Genomic DNA, 16,221 nt, shown 5'->3' with positions numbered 1-16,221 from the left:
TTTATTATAATTAAACGAAAACAAGGGGGAAACACAATGAAAAAGTCGAAAAACTTGAAGTGGTTGCTCGGTACAGGTTTAATGGCAACAGCGATGATCGCAACTGGGTGTTCAGGGGAAGAAGAAGCGTCAGGTGACGAAGAGGGTAACGGTGAAGATACCGCTACAGAAGAGTCTGGTGGTGAAGGGAACGTTCTTATTTATAATAGTGGAAACCCAACTTCGCTTGATCCGCCAATCGGAAACGACGAACCTTCTTATGCGGTTCTAAACAATGTGATGGAGGGTCTGACTAGACTTGCAAAAGACGAAGCGACACCGGAACCGGCTATGGCTGAGGATTGGGACGTGTCTGATGATGGTCTTACATACACATTTTACATTCGCGAAGATGCGAATTGGAGCAACGGGGAGCCTGTAACGGCAGAGGATTTTGAGTTTGCATTCAAACGCCTTGCAAACCCGGAAACAGCTTCGCCAGCTGCCCACCATGCTTACTGGATTGCAGGAGCAGAAGCGTTTAACGAAGGTGAAGGTTCTGAGGACGATGTTCAAGTAACGGCTATTGACGAGAAAACACTTGAAGTCACATTGGAAAATCCAGTTGATTTCTTTACGTCTATCGTAGCGATGCCACAACTTTTCCCTGTACATAAAGATACAGTGGAAAGTGATGACAGCTGGGCGAACAATGCAGATACGTTCGTTGGGAACGGTCCGTTTGTAGTCAGTGAATGGGCAGCCGATGAGTATCTTCTAATCGAAAAGAATGAGGATTATTGGGATGCAGACACTGTACAACTGGACGGTGTTGAATATGTCATGATTGAAGACGCGAATACAGCTTATCAGCTCTATGGAAACGATGAAATCCACATGACAGGTATCCCATCCGATATGGCAGGGGAACTTGTAGGTGGTCCTGAAACAATCCAATACCCACGTTCTGGAATTGAGTTCCAACGTTTTAACGTAGAAATGGAACCTTTCCAAAACCGTAACATTCGAGCAGCTTTCGCAAAAGCAATTAACTCACAAGAAATTGTAGACTACATTACGCAAGAAAACCAACCGGTGATGACTGGTTACGTGTTTGATGATTTCCAACACCCAAACGGCTCAACTTACCGAGAAGAAGCTGGTGATCTTCATGAGTTTGACTTAGAAGAAGCACAAGAACTACTTGAGTTAGGTATGGAAGAAGAAGGATACGATGAGCTACCTGAAGTAAACTTAACCTATAGCACTGGTGATGTTAACCACAACGTAGCTCAAGCCGTACAAGAAATGTTGCAACAAAACTTAGGTGTCGAGATAGGCCTTGAAAATCAGGAATTTGCCGTTTTTCTTGATGCCCAGCGTGAACTGGAACTACAATATTCCCGTTCTTCTTTCCTTGGTGGGTACAACGACCCGATGAACTACTTGGATAACTTTACAACAGGAAATCCGATGAACCGTACGGGATGGTCTAACGAAGAGTATGACCAGCTTGTATCTGACAGTTTGGCTGAAACTGATCCTGAAGCACGTTTTGACCTCATGATTGAAGCCGAAAAAGTGTTCATGGATGACTACGTTATTGTGCCACTTTACTACTACAACACAACGTTTGTTAAAAAAGACAACGTTGAAGACGTTGTAAGACACCCAGTAGGATTCGTAGAATTCAAATGGGCTAGCATGGAATAAGGTTATATAGGTCTCTCACCCCGGTGCCTTATGGATTGCCGGGGTGAAGCCCTTTACATAAGGAATGATCGATTGCGATATACATAGAGTAAGAGAGTAAGGAAGGAAAAATGAACTGAAGGGGGCAACAACACCATGAAACCCATCATCGGCATTACGTCTTCTTATATGGACGAAAGAACATTACAAACGTCATATGATAATATTCATTCTGTTTTAAACGGGGGAGGAACACCCGTTGTGTTCCCAAATGTAACGGAATTGTCTCATGTTAAGGCTTATCTGGATTCGGTTGACGGAATTGTAGTCACCGGAGGAGGTGACATCGACCCCACATTGTTTGGAGAAGAACCTCACCCTCATCTCGGGATTATTCATCCGGACAGAGATGTGTTTGAAGTTGCATTGTTGAAGGAGGCGATGAAGCAGGATAAACCGATCCTTGCCATTTGCAGAGGCTGCCAAATTTTAAATATCGCTGCCGGAGGAGACATGTACCAGGATATCTATACCCAAATGGATCATGACCTCCTTCAACATACCCAAAAGGCACCAAGAGCTTATGGCTCACACTTCATTAATGTAGTAGAAGGAAGTATTCTTCATCGCACCACTACCTTAACAACATACAAGGTGAATAGCTTTCATCACCAAGCTGTCAGGAACATGGCACCGGGATTTCAGGTAACGGCTCGTTCCACGGACGGTGTGATTGAAGCATTTGAAAGTTCTGAGCATACATTCATCGTTGGCGTTCAATGGCACCCTGAATGTATGAGTGACAACCCGTCGGTAACATTATTCAAGGCATTTATCACAGCTTGTTTGAAGAAAAGACAAACACGAGCTAGGGCATAGTGGAGGGGTAACTTATGGCAAAGAAATTAGTAGAAGTTAAAAACTTACAAAAACATTTCGACGTTGGAAAAGGTAAGAAGTTAAAAGCAGTGAATGACATTTCCTTTGACGTGTACGAAGGTGAGACGCTCGGGCTCGTTGGAGAGTCGGGCTGCGGGAAATCAACTACAGGGCGGACCATTATCCGCCTTTATGAAGCAACTTCAGGGGAGGTTGTGTTCCGCGGAGACAATGTCCATAAAATAAAAGGAAAAAAAGTAAAAGAGTTTAACCGGAGGATGCAAATGATCTTCCAAGATCCTTATGCTTCTCTTAACCCGAGGATGGCTGTCGAAGATATTATTGCAGAAGGAATGGATATTCATGGCATTTACCAAGGGAAAGAGAGAACAAAGCGAGTGCATGAGCTATTGGAAACTGTCGGACTCAACTCAGAACACGCAACTCGTTTTCCCCATGAATTTAGCGGTGGGCAACGACAACGGATAGGAATTGCTCGAGCCCTTGCTGTAGATCCGGAATTTATCATTGCGGACGAGCCTATCTCAGCTTTGGACGTTTCCATTCAAGCGCAAGTAGTAAATTTGATGAAGGACCTTCAAAAAGATCACGGGCTTACATACTTGTTTATTGCTCACGATTTATCTATGGTTAAGCACATTAGCGACCGTATTGGTGTAATGTATTTAGGTGGACTCATGGAGCTGGCCGATAGTGAAGACCTTTATAAAGAACCTCTTCACCCATATACAAAAGCACTCTTGTCATCAATACCAATCCCTGACCCTCAAAAAGAGGAAGAACGAAAAAGAACGATCTTATCAGGAGATGTGCCAAGCCCAATTGATCCGCCTAGCGGATGTCCCTTTAGAACAAGATGCCCGGATGCAATGGATGTGTGCGCCAAGGAGAGGCCGGTCTGGCAAGAAGCACGTCCGAATCATTACGTAGCTTGTCATTTATACGAGTAATAATAGATTACTTTTGCGGAAGGTGAGAGCGAATGCTAATTGAAAAAATAGAAACGAGACGCGTTGCCGTACCTTTAAAGAAGCCGTTTAAAACGGCTCTACGAACGTTGGAAGTAGCAGAAGCAGTAATCGTGACCATTCACTGTGATAACGGTTTAGTAGGATTTGGAGAAGCGCCTCCTACTCTTGTGGTTACAGGGGACAGTTTGGAAAGTATTGAAAGTGCCATTCACAATACGATAAAACCGGCACTTACCGGTATGAATGTGCTCCATTTTGAACAGGTATTTCAAAAGCTTCATCGTATTTTAGTAAGAAACACGAGTGCGAAAGCAGCTGTGGACATGGCATTGTATGACCTTTTGGCGAAAAAAATGGACGTTCCATTGTACGAGTACCTAGGCGGGTTTCAACACGAGCTTGAAACGGATTACACCGTTAGTGTTAATGGGCCTGAAGAGATGGGGGAAGACGCGGTACAGTATGTGAACGACGGCTTCTCAGTATTAAAAGTCAAGGTCGGAATTCAAGACATTCAAACAGACATTGAACGAATCAAAGAGATAAGATCACGGGTTGGAAACAGCATTAAGTTGAGGCTCGATGCGAATCAAGGGTGGAATGCAAAAGATGCCGTGTTTGCAATCAATAAAATGGCGGACCTAGACTTGGGAATCGAGCTTGTAGAACAGCCTGTAAAAGCCCACGATTTTGAAGGGTTAAAAATGGTAACAGACAACACCATTACGCCTATCATGGCCGATGAGAGTGTGTTTTCACCGGAAGATGCTTTGCGGGTAATTACAAACCGCTGTGCAGACATGATCAATATTAAATTGATGAAAGCCGGGGGTATATACAAAGCAGAAACGATCAATCGTTTGGCAGAGGCCGCCGGCATTGAATGTATGACCGGCAGCATGATCGAGACTCGTGTAGGTATTTCGGCTGCGGCTCATTTTGCAGCGAGTAAGAAAAATGTGACCAGGTTCGATTTTGACAGTCCCCTTATGCTTAAAAAAGACATTGTCCACGGGGGCATGATCTACGATAAAAATAAAATTACCTTACAAAAAGAACCGGGACTAGGCATTACTGGAATCGGAGAATTCGAGGAGGCGTTTAAATGAGTACGGAATATATCGTGAAGGCCTCTGTCGCAACCCTTTGGACCTCAGCAGAGAAACCACGTGAAATCGATAAGCTAGCTTTAGAGGAACCTGTTGACATTCATGGCTGGTTGAATGGGTTGTCTACAGATGACCGAAAACAACTTACAGACCAAAATATTATTCAATCACAGGTGCTCTATGGTCAAGTCGTTTCTTTGATTGAAGAACAAGGGGACTGGCTTCAAGTCCATGTGGTCGACCAGCCTTCTAAAAAAAGTGAAAAAGGCTACCCTGGTTGGATACCTAAATGCCAAGTTGTTGAGCGGACAGATACGAACATTCAATCCCAGGTCCCCTTTGCAGTGGTAAATAAGCAAACCGCTTGGCTTTATCAAAATCAAAATCCGATTCTTGAAATAAGCTACGAAACGAGGCTACCTCTCGCCAAAGACATCGTGGAAGGATCTTTTGTATCGGTAGAAACCCCCCACGGCGTTGCCCAACTAAAGTCAGGTGACGTAAACGTTTTTGAAAAAGAAAGTGACATTCCAGCACCTCTTGGAGATGCTTTAGTTAAGAACGGGGAAATGTTCCTGGAGCTTCCTTACCTTTGGGGTGGTATGAGCGGATTCGGCTTTGATTGTTCGGGCTTTACATATACCGTACATCGTCACTTTGGCGTTACGATCCCAAGGGATGCCTCAGACCAAGAAAAAGCAGGCAAGCCGGTTGAGCGAGAGGACTTAAAGCCAGGGGACTGTGTGTACTTTGCTAAAGACGAAGGAAAAGGCTTTGTCTATCATGTAGGGTTTTATTACGGTGACGGGCAAATGCTTCACGCACCTAGCGCCGGTAAGGGAATAGAAATCGTTCCAATCAACACAACAAAATACGAAAAAAATTATTGCTCCGCTCGCCGTTTCTGGTAAAAGGGGTCAGTCCCCGCACAATTTTGTGTAAATGTGATGGAGGAGAAGGATTTTAAGGGCTGCTTTATCTAGGAATGAGAATCTCTCAAACATAATAATAGGATGAAAACTAGTAAAAACCCGAAAGGAGATCCGTCTCTCTTCGGGTTTTTATGTGGAAACCACTATTGAATTAACATTACCATCGTCATTCGATATAATATATACAATCAAGTCGTTCTTCTAGTTCAGAAAAAGTGAGTTAGTACCAACAATTAGTACTTGGTTATAAAAAGAACTTGATATATAATGGTTTTAAAGAATACGTTTTCATACAATTTATAGAATTGAGTTGATATAAATGGGAAAGATTGCATTTGTAACAGACAGTACGGCTTACTTGACCGAAGAACTTAAAAATCATCCTGACGTTTATACGTTACCCTTAAGCATTATTATTGACGGGGAATCCTACGCGGACGGTGTTGATTTGAGTGTGGACGAGCTTTACACTCGCATTCGCAAAGAAAAGGAAGTTCCCAAAACGAGCCAGCCTGCAATCGGTAGGTTTGCCGAGCTCTATGAAAAGTTGAAAGAAGACTACGACGCAGCTATTTCCATTCACATTTCTGACAAATTAAGCGGAACAATGGCAAGTGCCAAGCAGGGAAGTGATTTAGTAGATCATTTTCCGGTAGAAGTCGTTGACTCCAAATGTATGAGCTATGCGATCACACACTTAATCAACGAGTCTATTAAACTATCAGAAGAGGGAAAAGACGTGTCTGATATTGCGGCACACGTCCGTGACGAAGCAGGCCGAACGGCAAATTACATCCTACTTGGAAGCCTTGATCAATTTTATAAAGGCGGACGTATGAGTGGCGCTCAATACCTAATCGGAAGTGTGCTCAAGATTAAGCCTGTTATCACTATTACGCCTGAAGGAGAATTCAATCTTTTTGAGCGCGTTCGTTCGGAGAAAAAAGCGGTGAACAGACTTGTAGAGCTTCTAACCACGTATCACGAGGAGCACCCTGTTCGCAGTGTTCAGATTATGCACGGAAACGTACCTGAAAAAGCAGCCATGCTTGAAGAAAAGGTAAAAGAAAAAATCCCTGGTGTGGATGTACTCATTGGGGAAATCAGCTCAACCATCGCGGTACACGCCGGTGAAGGAACACTTGCGCTCCTTTGGCAACGAGGATAATCAATCAACAGCTACTCTACTCAAAATGAGAAGGGTAGCTGTATTACGTTTGTACATTTGAAGACAGCAAAAAACCTCACTACACATGTGTGTAATGAGGGATATGTACATTTTATGGTGTCCCGTACTGGGCTCGAACCAGTGACCTCCACCCTGTCAAGGTGGCGCTCTCCCAACTGAGCTAACGGAACGGGACAGATTATGTAGTAGCGACATTTAATAATATATCTTAACCCAGAATAGAAGTCAATAGATTTGTGAAAATTCATTCGTCATACGTATACCTGACCACATAACGATCATCTCTCAGTTTACGAATCTCGACCCAAGGAGGGATTTCATAGCCGTTTTGCCAGTTCTCCTCAAGCTTTGCTTTTAAGCATCCTGCTTGAAATTTCGATGTGAAAATCTGTTTTAAATAGACCCAGCGCGTTCTTTTTAACGGTTGTTTTTGCTTTCCCAACATGCTCGTCACCTCAACCACTGTTTTCCGTTAGCCTATGTGCTTTTGGTCAAAAGAATACCAAGGTCATGAAAGAGTGATAAAAAAAATGACTGCTTTGTCCCTTAAGGGAGATGAAGCCGAAGAGGGTCCTTCGGCTTCATGAGGAATTATTTAACCGATCCGTTCTTCCCGGTCTCGGTCCTTGATTTCTTCTTCACGCAATCGTTCCTGTCGATCTCTCAATCGATGGGCAAGCCTGCTTGAAGCATTTGCTGCGATACTACATAAAAGGTCATCCAAAAAAGTGTGAATGCGTCCGTCTTTCTTTTGGTCCAAGTCTCGAATGATTCCGACTTTCTCTTTATCCAGATAACCAAAAGTCGTTACAGCAATACTCCCATATCCGAAAACCGATCCAAGGGCAATCGTTTCATCCACCCCGAAGAGTCCTTCGTCCATTTCAACAATTGATTGTAGAGGCTCTGACAACTGCTTTTTTTCAGCCAATTTATCAAGCTCGATCCCTACCAAAACGGCATGTTGAATTTCCCTTTTTTCCAGGACTTTATCTACACTGTCGAGGCACTCCTCCATTGTGAGGTCAGGATTGTAAGGCTCTTGCATGTCATACACAATTTTCGCAATATCATCGAGGGTAACACCTCGTTCTTGAATGAGTTTACGTGCAGCATTTTCTACTACGTGACAATGAACAGGTTGTCTGTTCTCCATTTGAGCATTCCTCCTATGACTGGTCCGATCTAACTATAGTTTATCATACATTTTGGAATAGAAAGACTATTTACATTCTGTCAGAAAACAATCATAGTAGAAAAAAAGGAGATTTCATGGTATATGTTGAATAGACTTTTTAGGAAGATTCTTTGTCGATCTTTAGCAAATCGAAAAATAAGCGATGATTAAAGCGATTACATAAGGAGGGCACTCAACATGAAATACGGTATTGCTATTTTCCCATCTAAAAAATTACAGGATGTTGCAAACTCATACAGAAAGCGATATGACTCCCACTATTCTCTTATCCCGCCTCACGTAACCATTAAGGAAGCGTTTGAATCGGAAGAAGAAGATCTCCCGGAGCTCCTCGAAGAGATGAGATCTGTTGCGAGTGAGACGAGTCCGTTTACGATGGAAGTTTATAAATTCGGATCGTTCCACCCGGTTACAAACACGATCTATATGAAGGTAAGAGAGAATGACACGCTCACAACCCTTCGTGAACGTCTCAACTCGGGAAAGCTCGAACACCATTACGATTATCAGTTCGTTCCTCACATAACCATTGGACAACAGTTGGATAATGATGAATGCTCGGACGTGTTCGGCCGATTGAAAATGGAATCTGTTAACCACGAAGAGTTAGTCGACCGGTTTTCTCTTTTATATCAGCTCGATAACAATACGTGGACAGTCTATGAAACCTTCCGTTTAGGTAAAGGGGAATAAGCGTGAACGTAAAAGTAGTGAAGTCCCAAAAAGAGAAAGAAGATGCGTTCGCTGTTAGAAGAACGGTGTTTGTGGATGAGCAACAAGTTCCTGAGGAAGAAGAGATTGATCAGTACGAATCACAATCGGTTCATTTCGTTGCCTATGATGGAGAGAAGCCGGTAGGAGCCGGAAGACTCAGAATCATGGATGACATCGGAAAAGTAGAGCGGATTTGCGTGTTGAAAGAATATCGTACACAAGGTGTCGGAGTTGAAATAATGAAAAAAATTGAACAAGAAGCAACGCAATACCCGATCGAAGAAATGAAGCTGAATGCACAAGTCACAGCTGAACGCTTCTATACTCGATTAGGGTATGAGACGATTTCCGGAGAATTTTTTGATGCTGGAATCCCTCATGTCGCTATGCGTAAAACTGTTGAGGCAGCCTATGAATAGGCTGCCTCTTTGTTTTTGTGAAAATCACATTGAGGGCATTACCAAAACTTTTTAATCAGGTTTTTTTATTCTATCTCGAGTGCATGGAATCATTTGGCTAATCACACACTACACTAATAATAAATGGTTGTTTAGGGACGGGTGATGAGTATGAGAGTAATTTTACTTACAGTATCTGCAGGGGCTGGACATGATGCTGTTTGCGATGTCGTGAAACAAGAATGGGAAAAAAGAGGTGCTCATTGTGAAGTCATTGATTTGTTCAATTGTTTACCGTCCTTGTTTAAAAAAACAATCCCAGCCCTTTATTTATCAATGGTACAAGTCGTTCCGCCTCTTTGGCGTTTCATTTACAAAAAGACGAACACGCCTTATAGTAACCCCTTTTTGTTCCGTCGTGCGTTATGGCAGGGAGCAAATCATCGAATGAAAATCTCAGCTCCATCAATCATTATAGCAACCCATCCACTCGCAACCGCAGTAGCAGCAAAAGCGATTCGTGATAAAACGTTTAAACAAACACCGGCTCTTTACTCACTAGTGACAGATTACTCTTTCCACGGGATGAGTCTTACAAAAGAAGTGACGGCTGTATTTTTACCTGATAAAAATGAAACACACTCTTTGCAAAGGACATACCCTTTTGCACAGTTTATACACGGCTGTATTAGCGTTCATAAAAAGTGGTTCGAAAAGATCGATCAACTGGACTTGAGACAACGATTGGGGTTGCCTATTCAAGGGAAAATCGCAGCCATTAGCGGAGGAAAAGAAGGACTTCTTCGCTACAAAGAAGTCATTAAGAGCTTTGAGAAGGAAGGAAAAGGTGTCTGGACACTTCTTTGTTTTACCGGAGAAAACCATCGAGCTGCAAAACAACTAAGCACACTTAAAACGAAGCACGATGTGCGTACATTTCCATACACACCAGTATTCTCTGATTATGTCAAAGCGTCAGATGTTCTAATATCAAAACCCGGTGGTGTGACGATGACAGAAGCACTCGCAGCGAATGTACCAACAATCATGACCTCTCCTTTGCCAGGCCAAGAGGAAGAGAACGAACAGCGATTAAAAGAACATTTCGTTCAGTCAAGCATAAAACAAGTAGGTAAAAAAGCAGAGTTGTTGGTGAATAACCCTAAAAAGATGCTTTCGCCGAGCCAAGTCTCTACGGCTGAACTCGTTGATAAAATGCTGCTCCTTTATGATGGATTTGAAGCCAAAAAACAGGCCTATGTAGGCAATGGAAGCCTTTATCGTATGAATCATATCCTAACTATGAAACAAAAACAAAAAGAGAAAGGTGAATTTCACACATGAGGGTTTAGGAATGAATTGGCAACGGGAAAAGGATTGCAGAACAGAACGCTTGTTCGTATAATGGAAGAAAAAGAAATGAGGAGGGGTATTGTGGAAGGGTTGTTTAAAAGGAGTATTGCTGAGCAAACACCGATTGAAATAATTTATATGAGTAAAACAGGCATAGTAACGAAGCGAGTTGTTTCAGTCAGACAAATAAATGACGAGGCCATTATTGGGTTTTGTCACATGAGAAAAGCTTTACGTACCTTTAAGCGAATGAACATTCTTTCCGCTTTACCTGTAAAACACAAATTTAGGAAGCAGGACGATCAACTTGGATGAAACGCTCTTCATTTTATGGGGAGCGTTTTTTATTGGGGAACGACGTGCTGTAATAAGGTGTAATTTCACTTTTGAGATTATATTTAACAAAAATTGAAACGATTTCCTTTGGTTATTCGTACACATGATTGAGACATAAAACGTGGGAGGAATGGATGATGTCAGAATCTGTACATAAATTAGATCCGGGAGAACCAGAGAAAGAAAATCCATCTTTATTTAAGCTCATTACGAACCCCTCTGAACAGTTCGCTAGAATGAAAGAAAACCCGACGGTGGCAGTACCGCTTCTAATGGTGACGGCGTTGTTTGCGGTCTGGTCCGCGATTTTTGCTTACACAACGGATTTTCAGACATTGATGGGTGATGTACCTCCAGGCCAAGTCGCATTTGTGGAAGCTGCAGAAGGTCTTACCCGTCTAATTACTTTTATCTCCGGGTTGTTTATACCGGCACTCGGTTCTCTGTTCGTTGCTCTTATTATGCTGATTGCTGTTAAATTAACAGCAGCTGAAGCAACATTTAAGCAGCTTTTTTCGTTAAACGTCTTCGTTACGCTTATTACAGGAATCGGACTTTTAGTTAACCTTACGATTGTTTTGGTTTTTGGCTTGAATCCTTTGCAGACATATACAGGATTACCGGTATTCTTCGATCCTATGGATCCTGTCTTTCCTCTGGTAGCTATGGCTGAAGTGTTCGGAATTTGGCTTCTTATTCTAACGGTCATGGGCCTTCGTATCGTGGCATCAATGAGCACTACAGCGGCTTGGGTAACAGCTTTGGTTATTTACGTAGGAGGTTCTTTCATTAGCTATTTATTCGTGTGAAGTGAGGAAGGTTTGGTTAAAGGATTATGTTGTTTCAAGTACACTTTTAACTGGGAAGAATCAAGTTTCCCAGTTTAGAGTTTTGACTTTAAAAAGGCGGTGATTGCAACTGACTAAGGAACTTGCTTTTTATTGCTTTTTTATCTTGTTGCTCTCTGTAAGTACTTTTCTGTTTCTTACTGAAAAAGAAGCGAATGGTGATTCGGATGATATTCCAATTAGATCTTTTGAAGAATCGGTTTATCCTCTATCTTTTGGATCTGATGGAGTAAATGACTTCTCCTTTTTAAAGGATGTCATCGGTGACAGCAGAATGGTGTTTTTAGGTGAAACAAGTCATGGGGTCGGGGAATTTCATGATTTTTATACAAAAGTTATCCCTTATCTCCATTCGGAGATGGATTTTGAGGTGGTTGCGTTTGAAAGTGATATGGCACAGACTGCAATCAGTTATGCAAACGCGTCAATAAATGATCGACCACAACAGTTGATGGGGGACGGGGTGCTTCATATTTGGCAGACGTTAGAATTAATGCCCTTATTTGAATACATTCAGGAAAAGAAAGATACCACCAGTCCATTACACCTTGCAGGATTTGATATTCAGCCCCATCGTAATGAGGTATATGGGGATTTTTTAGGGGAGTTGTTTGAAAATATTGATGCTCAACAAGTCCCTGAGATAAGAGAGTTGGAAAGGATGTTCAACACTGCTTACTATAGGGACACCGAATTAAACAGCCCAGACTTATTAGATCACCTTATGGAAGGCTATAAAGAAGTCCTGACGTTCATGGCAGAAAATGAGATTGTAGAAAGTGAAGACACTGATCATTTGGCGATATTAAGAGTATCGATGGAAGAAAGGTTGAACACAATCGAACATCTACTTCCCCTCGCAGAGCCCAAAGAACGGTATGCGGTGAGAGATAAAGGGATGGCTAGACAGCTAACGTGGCTTTCTGAAGAGATGTATCCTGATAAAAAGATCATTGTTCTTGCGCACGGTGACCATGTGAGAAAAAACAACTCGCGCGTGTTGGAAACCAATACACCTTCAGAAGGTTTGAAACTGATGGGTGAGCTCCTTCCTACTAGTATTCGTGAAGTATCCTACACAATTGGGTTGTTTATGCACAGCGGTTCTGCAGAAAGAGTCAGGAATCAATTTTTTACAATAAACGACGAACATGAAGAAGGAGATCTAGAATGGATGTTGAATAAATCTGAGCAAAGAGGTCTCTTTCTACCAGTTAAAGGAAACCGATCGTTAGATCCATGGTTGATTAAGCCGGTGAGGGCTAAAAACTTTGGATTGACGAAGGAACGTTTTCTCTTACATGAACAATATGACGGGATTGTATATGTGGATCGGGTACGTCCGGTCAAGTATTTGTCATCAGCAAGATAACAAAGGCAATGGGGGAGGGGGAGGATGTTTTGAAAAGGGTCGTCTTAATTTTACTAGTAATGGGAATGATCACTTCTGGCTGTTCGAACCATGAGAGGCTTACATGGTATGAAACGAAGGAGGAAGCAATTGAACAAGGTGTGCAAGTGGAAGGAGCCGACCTTGTTTCAATTCTTTCCGTGGAGGAGTTTGAGGGAGCCATGTTTGTTATTTATGAAAAGGGTGATGCTTTAGGGATTGCATCGATTGCTGAGAGTGATCAGGGTTATGCTTGGTATCGAAGTTCGCCTTATTATGGATTTGATGGCGACGTTCCTATGCAATCAATAGGTGTCGTCACGGAAACGTATTCAGGGGAAGAAGTGTCTGCAATAGCAGGTAAAGTAAATGATTCACTCATTACATCAGTCAAAGCTTCTGGTGGTGCGATGTTGGATGTTCACCATCCGAGCGGCCTTTTCTATCTACTCCACGATGGCCACATGGATTTGAGTGAAGTAGAAGCGATGGAAGGTGAGTCATGAGCTTGGATCGTTATAGCGATCTTTCGGGTAGCGGGAGAGAAAAGTCGATGAAGAACGCAGCAAAGTCGATGAACCTAACCACCAAGCTCAATAAACCAAACCCCCTTGGGTGATCAATCTCCCGAGGGGGTTCTCCTTATTTACTATCAAGCGCTTGCTTTAAGTCTTCAATCAAGTCATCTGCATCTTCAATTCCAATAGATACACGGATCAAACCGTCGGTGATTCCTAGTTCCGCTCGACGATCAGCGGGGATAGAAGCATGGGTCATTTTAGCGGGTAAACTAATGAGACTTTCTACAGCTCCGAGGCTTTCAGCTAGAGTGAAGTAACGGGTTTGTGCCAGAACATGCTCTGCCCGTTCACCGCTTCCAACATCAAATGAAATCATCCCGCCAAATCCTGTGGCCTGTTTTTTATGGGTTTCATGGCCTGGGTGGGACGGCTGTCCGGGATAATAAATCGTGGACACATCATTACGGCTTTCAAGAAAGGATACAATTTTCTCCGTGTTTTTCTCCGTTTGTTCCATACGGAGGCCCAGTGTCTTGATTCCGCGAATAAGAAGCCAAGAGTCTTGCGGTCCTAATATTCCACCTACGGAATTTTGGACGAAGTGAAGCTCTTCTCCGAGTTGTTCACTGTTAACAACAGCGAGGCCGGCAACAACATCACTATGTCCCCCGAGGTACTTCGTTGCACTGTGAAGGACAATATCAGCACCTAGCGCGATCGGGTTTTGGAAGTACGGTGTACTGAAGGTGTTATCCACGATTAAGTGAAGATCGTATTCATCGGCAAGCTTCTTCATTTCAGCGATATCCGTCACTTTTAAAAGAGGATTGGTCGGTGTTTCAACGTAGATAGCAACCGTATTGTCTTGAATCGCTTCATCTACTTTTAACGGATTGCTTGAATCAACAAACGTAACGTCGATGTTGAAACGGTTAAGCACTTTTGTCATGAGGCGGTATGAACCACCGTATACATCATCTGTAAAAACGATGTGATCTCCTGCTTTGTACATGTTCATGACTGCGGCGATCGCAGCCATTCCAGATCCGAAGGCAAAGCCTCGGTGACCGCCTTCAAGGTCAGCGATCAGCTTCTCGAGAGCCTCGCGAGTCGGATTTCCGGTGCGTGAATATTCATAGGCAAAATTACCGACACCGTCTTGTTTATATGTGCTCACTTGATAAATCGGTGTACTCACGGCTCCGGTATGTTTGTCACCGAATACGCCGCCGTGAATGAGTTGTGTTTTCTTTTTCATTACGCGTCAGTCCCTTCGTAAATCCCTGTGCTTAAATAACGCTCACTGCTGTCCGGAAAGACCGTGACGATATGAGCACCTTCCTTTGCCGTTTTAGCCTCTCGAACGGCTGCTTCAAAGGCAGCTCCTGAACTGCTGGCAACGAGTAGGCCTTCTTTTTGAGTCAATTCTTTAACGCGAGCGAATGCTTCATCATCCGTTATGGTATGAATGGCGTCAAAATAAGTTGAATCCATATATGGAGGGAGGAATTCCATTCCAATTCCTTCTGTTCGGTGAGGACCGGACAGGCCTCCGTTTAAGATCGAGCCTTCAGGTTCAACAATGACCGTCTTTACATCTTTTATATGATCTTTTAAGTATTTTGCTGTTCCCATAAACGTTCCACCGGTACCAGCGCCAGCAACAAAAATATCGACTTTCCCCTTTAAATCAGAAACAATTTCCGGACCTAGCGTCTTGTAGTAAGTCATTGGATTCGCATCGTTTGAAAACTGATCTGGGGAGTAGGAGTCCGGTGTTTTCGCCAATAGCTCTTTCGTGTGCGCAATAGCCCCTTTCATACCAAGTTCTGTCGGGGTGTTAATAACGGTTGCTCCCAGTGAGCGCATGAGGGTTTGCTTTTCGATACTGAACTTTTTCGGTACTACAAAGATGACATTTACTTTTTTTCCTACAGCGGCAAGTGCAAGCCCTATGCCTGTATTACCGGCTGTAGGTTCAATAATCGTTCCCGTTTCAGAAATATGACCGCCATCAATGGCATCACGAATGAGCTCTTGCCCGAGGCGGTCTTTCACACTGCCCCCGGGGTTGAAATATTCGAGCTTAGCGAATAATCGAACCCGGTTTGGCAATGGGATATTTGTGATTTCAAATAACGGTGTATGACCGATAAGTGTGTGAATGCCTTGATAGATGGTCACCTTGCACTCTCCTATTTAACGACTTTCTTCAGCAAAGATGGTCGTCCATTCATCTTTTCGTGATAGCATCTGCTCAGCAATTTCTTTTGCTCCTTCAAGAGAATGAGAAGCGGCCCATCCGCACTGGACTTCATTGCACGCAGGCACTTCATTTGCAACAAGAACGTCCTTCAATGTTTTTTCAACAAGGGAAAGAATAGCGTCATAGCTTTCATCGTTAATCACGCTTAAATAAAACCCTGTCTGGCAACCCATAGGGGAAATATCAACAATTTGACTATGGTGATTGCGGCTGAATTCAGCCATCATGTGCTCGAGTGAGTGGAGACCAGGCATCTCCATATGTTCCTTGTTTGGCTGGCAAAAGCGGATGTCGTATTTGTAAATGGTATCACCGTTTGCTCCTTCTGTTGTTCCGGCAAGGCGGATGTATGGTGCAGCCACCTTTGTGTGGTCCAGGTTGAAGCTTTCTACGTTCATTTTCTTCGTCATTTTAACAGCCTCCTA

The 16,221-nt window shown here is 43.1% G+C and carries 18 protein-coding genes and 1 tRNA gene; 13 read left to right on the top strand and 6 right to left on the bottom strand.

Annotated elements, in window-relative coordinates; translation table 11 throughout:
* Positions 1-36 precede the first annotated feature (36 nt).
* The 6 genes from G476_RS0110855 (at position 37) to G476_RS0110830 (ending at position 6,751) form a co-directional block, all read left to right on the top strand.
* Complete coding sequence (locus G476_RS0110855) at positions 37-1,692, top strand: peptide ABC transporter substrate-binding protein (RefSeq protein ID WP_026690139.1); 1,656 nt, start codon at positions 37-39, stop codon at positions 1,690-1,692.
* A 135-nt stretch (positions 1,693-1,827) separates the two neighbouring features.
* Positions 1,828-2,550: a gamma-glutamyl-gamma-aminobutyrate hydrolase family protein gene (locus G476_RS0110850; RefSeq protein ID WP_026690138.1), complete on the top strand. Its 723-nt coding sequence runs from the start codon at positions 1,828-1,830 to the stop codon at positions 2,548-2,550.
* Positions 2,551-2,564: 14 nt separating this feature from the next.
* A complete protein-coding gene (locus G476_RS0110845; protein ID WP_026690137.1) occupies positions 2,565-3,521 on the top strand; it encodes an ABC transporter ATP-binding protein in 957 nt (318 codons plus the stop codon).
* A gap of 32 nt (positions 3,522-3,553) precedes the next feature.
* Positions 3,554-4,651, top strand: coding sequence for a dipeptide epimerase (locus G476_RS0110840; RefSeq protein ID WP_026690136.1), 1,098 nt, complete (start codon positions 3,554-3,556; stop codon positions 4,649-4,651).
* Positions 4,648-5,562, top strand: coding sequence for a C40 family peptidase (locus G476_RS0110835; protein WP_026690135.1), 915 nt, complete (start codon positions 4,648-4,650; stop codon positions 5,560-5,562). The genes G476_RS0110840 and G476_RS0110835 overlap by 4 nt, the downstream gene beginning before the upstream one ends.
* Positions 5,563-5,902: 340 nt before the next feature.
* Entirely contained in the window at positions 5,903-6,751 is an 849-nt protein-coding gene (locus G476_RS0110830; RefSeq protein WP_026690134.1) for a DegV family protein, read from the top strand.
* A gap of 115 nt (positions 6,752-6,866) precedes the next feature.
* Here the strand turns inward: G476_RS0110830 and G476_RS0110825 are convergent.
* From G476_RS0110825 to G476_RS0110815, 3 genes are all read right to left on the bottom strand, one after another.
* Positions 6,867-6,942 (bottom strand) — tRNA-Val (locus tag G476_RS0110825).
* 74 nt (positions 6,943-7,016) lie between these two features.
* A complete protein-coding gene (locus G476_RS0110820; RefSeq protein ID WP_035186395.1) occupies positions 7,017-7,217 on the bottom strand; it encodes a hypothetical protein in 201 nt (66 codons plus the stop codon).
* Positions 7,218-7,367: 150 nt separating this feature from the next.
* Positions 7,368-7,928, bottom strand: coding sequence for a phosphatidylglycerophosphatase A family protein (locus G476_RS0110815; protein ID WP_026690132.1), 561 nt, complete (start codon positions 7,926-7,928; stop codon positions 7,368-7,370).
* A 219-nt stretch (positions 7,929-8,147) separates the two neighbouring features.
* On the opposite strand from G476_RS0110815, the gene G476_RS0110810 reads away from it, so the two are divergent.
* The 7 genes from G476_RS0110810 (at position 8,148) to G476_RS0110780 (ending at position 13,515) form a co-directional block, all read left to right on the top strand.
* Positions 8,148-8,663 carry a YjcG family protein gene (locus tag G476_RS0110810; protein ID WP_026690131.1) on the top strand — a complete coding sequence of 172 codons (516 nt, stop codon included), beginning with the start codon at positions 8,148-8,150 and terminating at the stop codon, positions 8,661-8,663.
* Between the two features lie 2 nt (positions 8,664-8,665).
* Positions 8,666-9,103, top strand: a complete 438-nt coding sequence (locus G476_RS0110805) for a GNAT family N-acetyltransferase (protein WP_026690130.1) — start codon at positions 8,666-8,668, stop codon at positions 9,101-9,103.
* A 150-nt stretch (positions 9,104-9,253) separates the two neighbouring features.
* Complete coding sequence (locus G476_RS0110800) at positions 9,254-10,426, top strand: MGDG synthase family glycosyltransferase (RefSeq protein WP_026690129.1); 1,173 nt, start codon at positions 9,254-9,256, stop codon at positions 10,424-10,426.
* Between the two features lie 90 nt (positions 10,427-10,516).
* Positions 10,517-10,750, top strand: a complete 234-nt coding sequence (locus tag G476_RS0110795) for a WYL domain-containing protein (protein ID WP_026690128.1) — start codon at positions 10,517-10,519, stop codon at positions 10,748-10,750.
* Between the two features lie 155 nt (positions 10,751-10,905).
* Positions 10,906-11,580 carry a YknW family membrane protein gene (gene yknW / locus G476_RS0110790; protein ID WP_084405703.1) on the top strand — a complete coding sequence of 225 codons (675 nt, stop codon included), beginning with the start codon at positions 10,906-10,908 and terminating at the stop codon, positions 11,578-11,580.
* Positions 11,581-11,683: 103 nt separating this feature from the next.
* Entirely contained in the window at positions 11,684-12,991 is a 1,308-nt protein-coding gene (locus G476_RS0110785) for an erythromycin esterase family protein (protein WP_026690126.1), read from the top strand.
* A 29-nt stretch (positions 12,992-13,020) separates the two neighbouring features.
* Complete coding sequence (locus G476_RS0110780; RefSeq protein ID WP_026690125.1) at positions 13,021-13,515, top strand: hypothetical protein; 495 nt, start codon at positions 13,021-13,023, stop codon at positions 13,513-13,515.
* A 136-nt stretch (positions 13,516-13,651) separates the two neighbouring features.
* Here the strand turns inward: G476_RS0110780 and G476_RS0110775 are convergent, their stop codons facing one another.
* Genes G476_RS0110775 through G476_RS0110765 form a run of 3 tightly spaced genes read right to left on the bottom strand, consistent with a single transcriptional unit; the run spans position 13,652 to position 16,206 of the window.
* Positions 13,652-14,788, bottom strand: a complete 1,137-nt coding sequence (locus tag G476_RS0110775) for a bifunctional cystathionine gamma-lyase/homocysteine desulfhydrase (RefSeq protein WP_026690124.1) — start codon at positions 14,786-14,788, stop codon at positions 13,652-13,654.
* Positions 14,788-15,714 (bottom strand): PLP-dependent cysteine synthase family protein, encoded by a 927-nt coding sequence (locus G476_RS0110770; protein WP_026690123.1) that lies wholly within the window; start codon positions 15,712-15,714, stop codon positions 14,788-14,790. Before G476_RS0110770 ends, G476_RS0110775 begins: the two co-directional genes overlap by 1 nt.
* 15 nt (positions 15,715-15,729) lie before the next feature.
* Positions 15,730-16,206, bottom strand: a complete 477-nt coding sequence (locus G476_RS0110765) for an S-ribosylhomocysteine lyase (protein ID WP_026690122.1) — start codon at positions 16,204-16,206, stop codon at positions 15,730-15,732.
* Positions 16,207-16,221: the final 15 nt, after the last annotated feature.

It is taken from the genome of Alteribacter aurantiacus DSM 18675, assembly GCF_000429705.1.
GTDB classification, from domain to species: Bacteria; Bacillota; Bacilli; order Bacillales; family Salisediminibacteriaceae; genus Alteribacter; species Alteribacter aurantiacus.
The sequence above is the reverse complement of the archived record's forward strand: the minus strand, read 5'-3'. Positions and strand labels throughout refer to the sequence as shown.

Bases quoted from the DNA above. Each gene is read 5' to 3' on its own strand.
- G476_RS0110855 (WP_026690139.1), top strand. From the start codon at position 37: ATGAAAAAGTCGAAAAACTTGAAGTGGTTGCTCGGTACAGGTTTAATG.
- G476_RS0110850 (WP_026690138.1), top strand. From the start codon at position 1,828: ATGAAACCCATCATCGGCATTACGTCTTCTTATATGGACGAAAGAACA.
- G476_RS0110845 (WP_026690137.1), top strand. From the start codon at position 2,565: ATGGCAAAGAAATTAGTAGAAGTTAAAAACTTACAAAAACATTTCGAC.
- G476_RS0110840 (WP_026690136.1), top strand. From the start codon at position 3,554: ATGCTAATTGAAAAAATAGAAACGAGACGCGTTGCCGTACCTTTAAAG.
- G476_RS0110835 (WP_026690135.1), top strand. From the start codon at position 4,648: ATGAGTACGGAATATATCGTGAAGGCCTCTGTCGCAACCCTTTGGACC.
- G476_RS0110830 (WP_026690134.1), top strand. From the start codon at position 5,903: ATGGGAAAGATTGCATTTGTAACAGACAGTACGGCTTACTTGACCGAA.
- G476_RS0110820 (WP_035186395.1), bottom strand. From the start codon at position 7,217: ATGTTGGGAAAGCAAAAACAACCGTTAAAAAGAACGCGCTGGGTCTAT.
- G476_RS0110815 (WP_026690132.1), bottom strand. From the start codon at position 7,928: ATGGAGAACAGACAACCTGTTCATTGTCACGTAGTAGAAAATGCTGCA.
- G476_RS0110810 (WP_026690131.1), top strand. From the start codon at position 8,148: ATGAAATACGGTATTGCTATTTTCCCATCTAAAAAATTACAGGATGTT.
- G476_RS0110800 (WP_026690129.1), top strand. From the start codon at position 9,254: ATGAGAGTAATTTTACTTACAGTATCTGCAGGGGCTGGACATGATGCT.
- yknW (WP_084405703.1), top strand. From the start codon at position 10,906: ATGATGTCAGAATCTGTACATAAATTAGATCCGGGAGAACCAGAGAAA.
- G476_RS0110775 (WP_026690124.1), bottom strand. From the start codon at position 14,788: ATGAAAAAGAAAACACAACTCATTCACGGCGGCGTATTCGGTGACAAA.
- G476_RS0110765 (WP_026690122.1), bottom strand. From the start codon at position 16,206: ATGACGAAGAAAATGAACGTAGAAAGCTTCAACCTGGACCACACAAAG.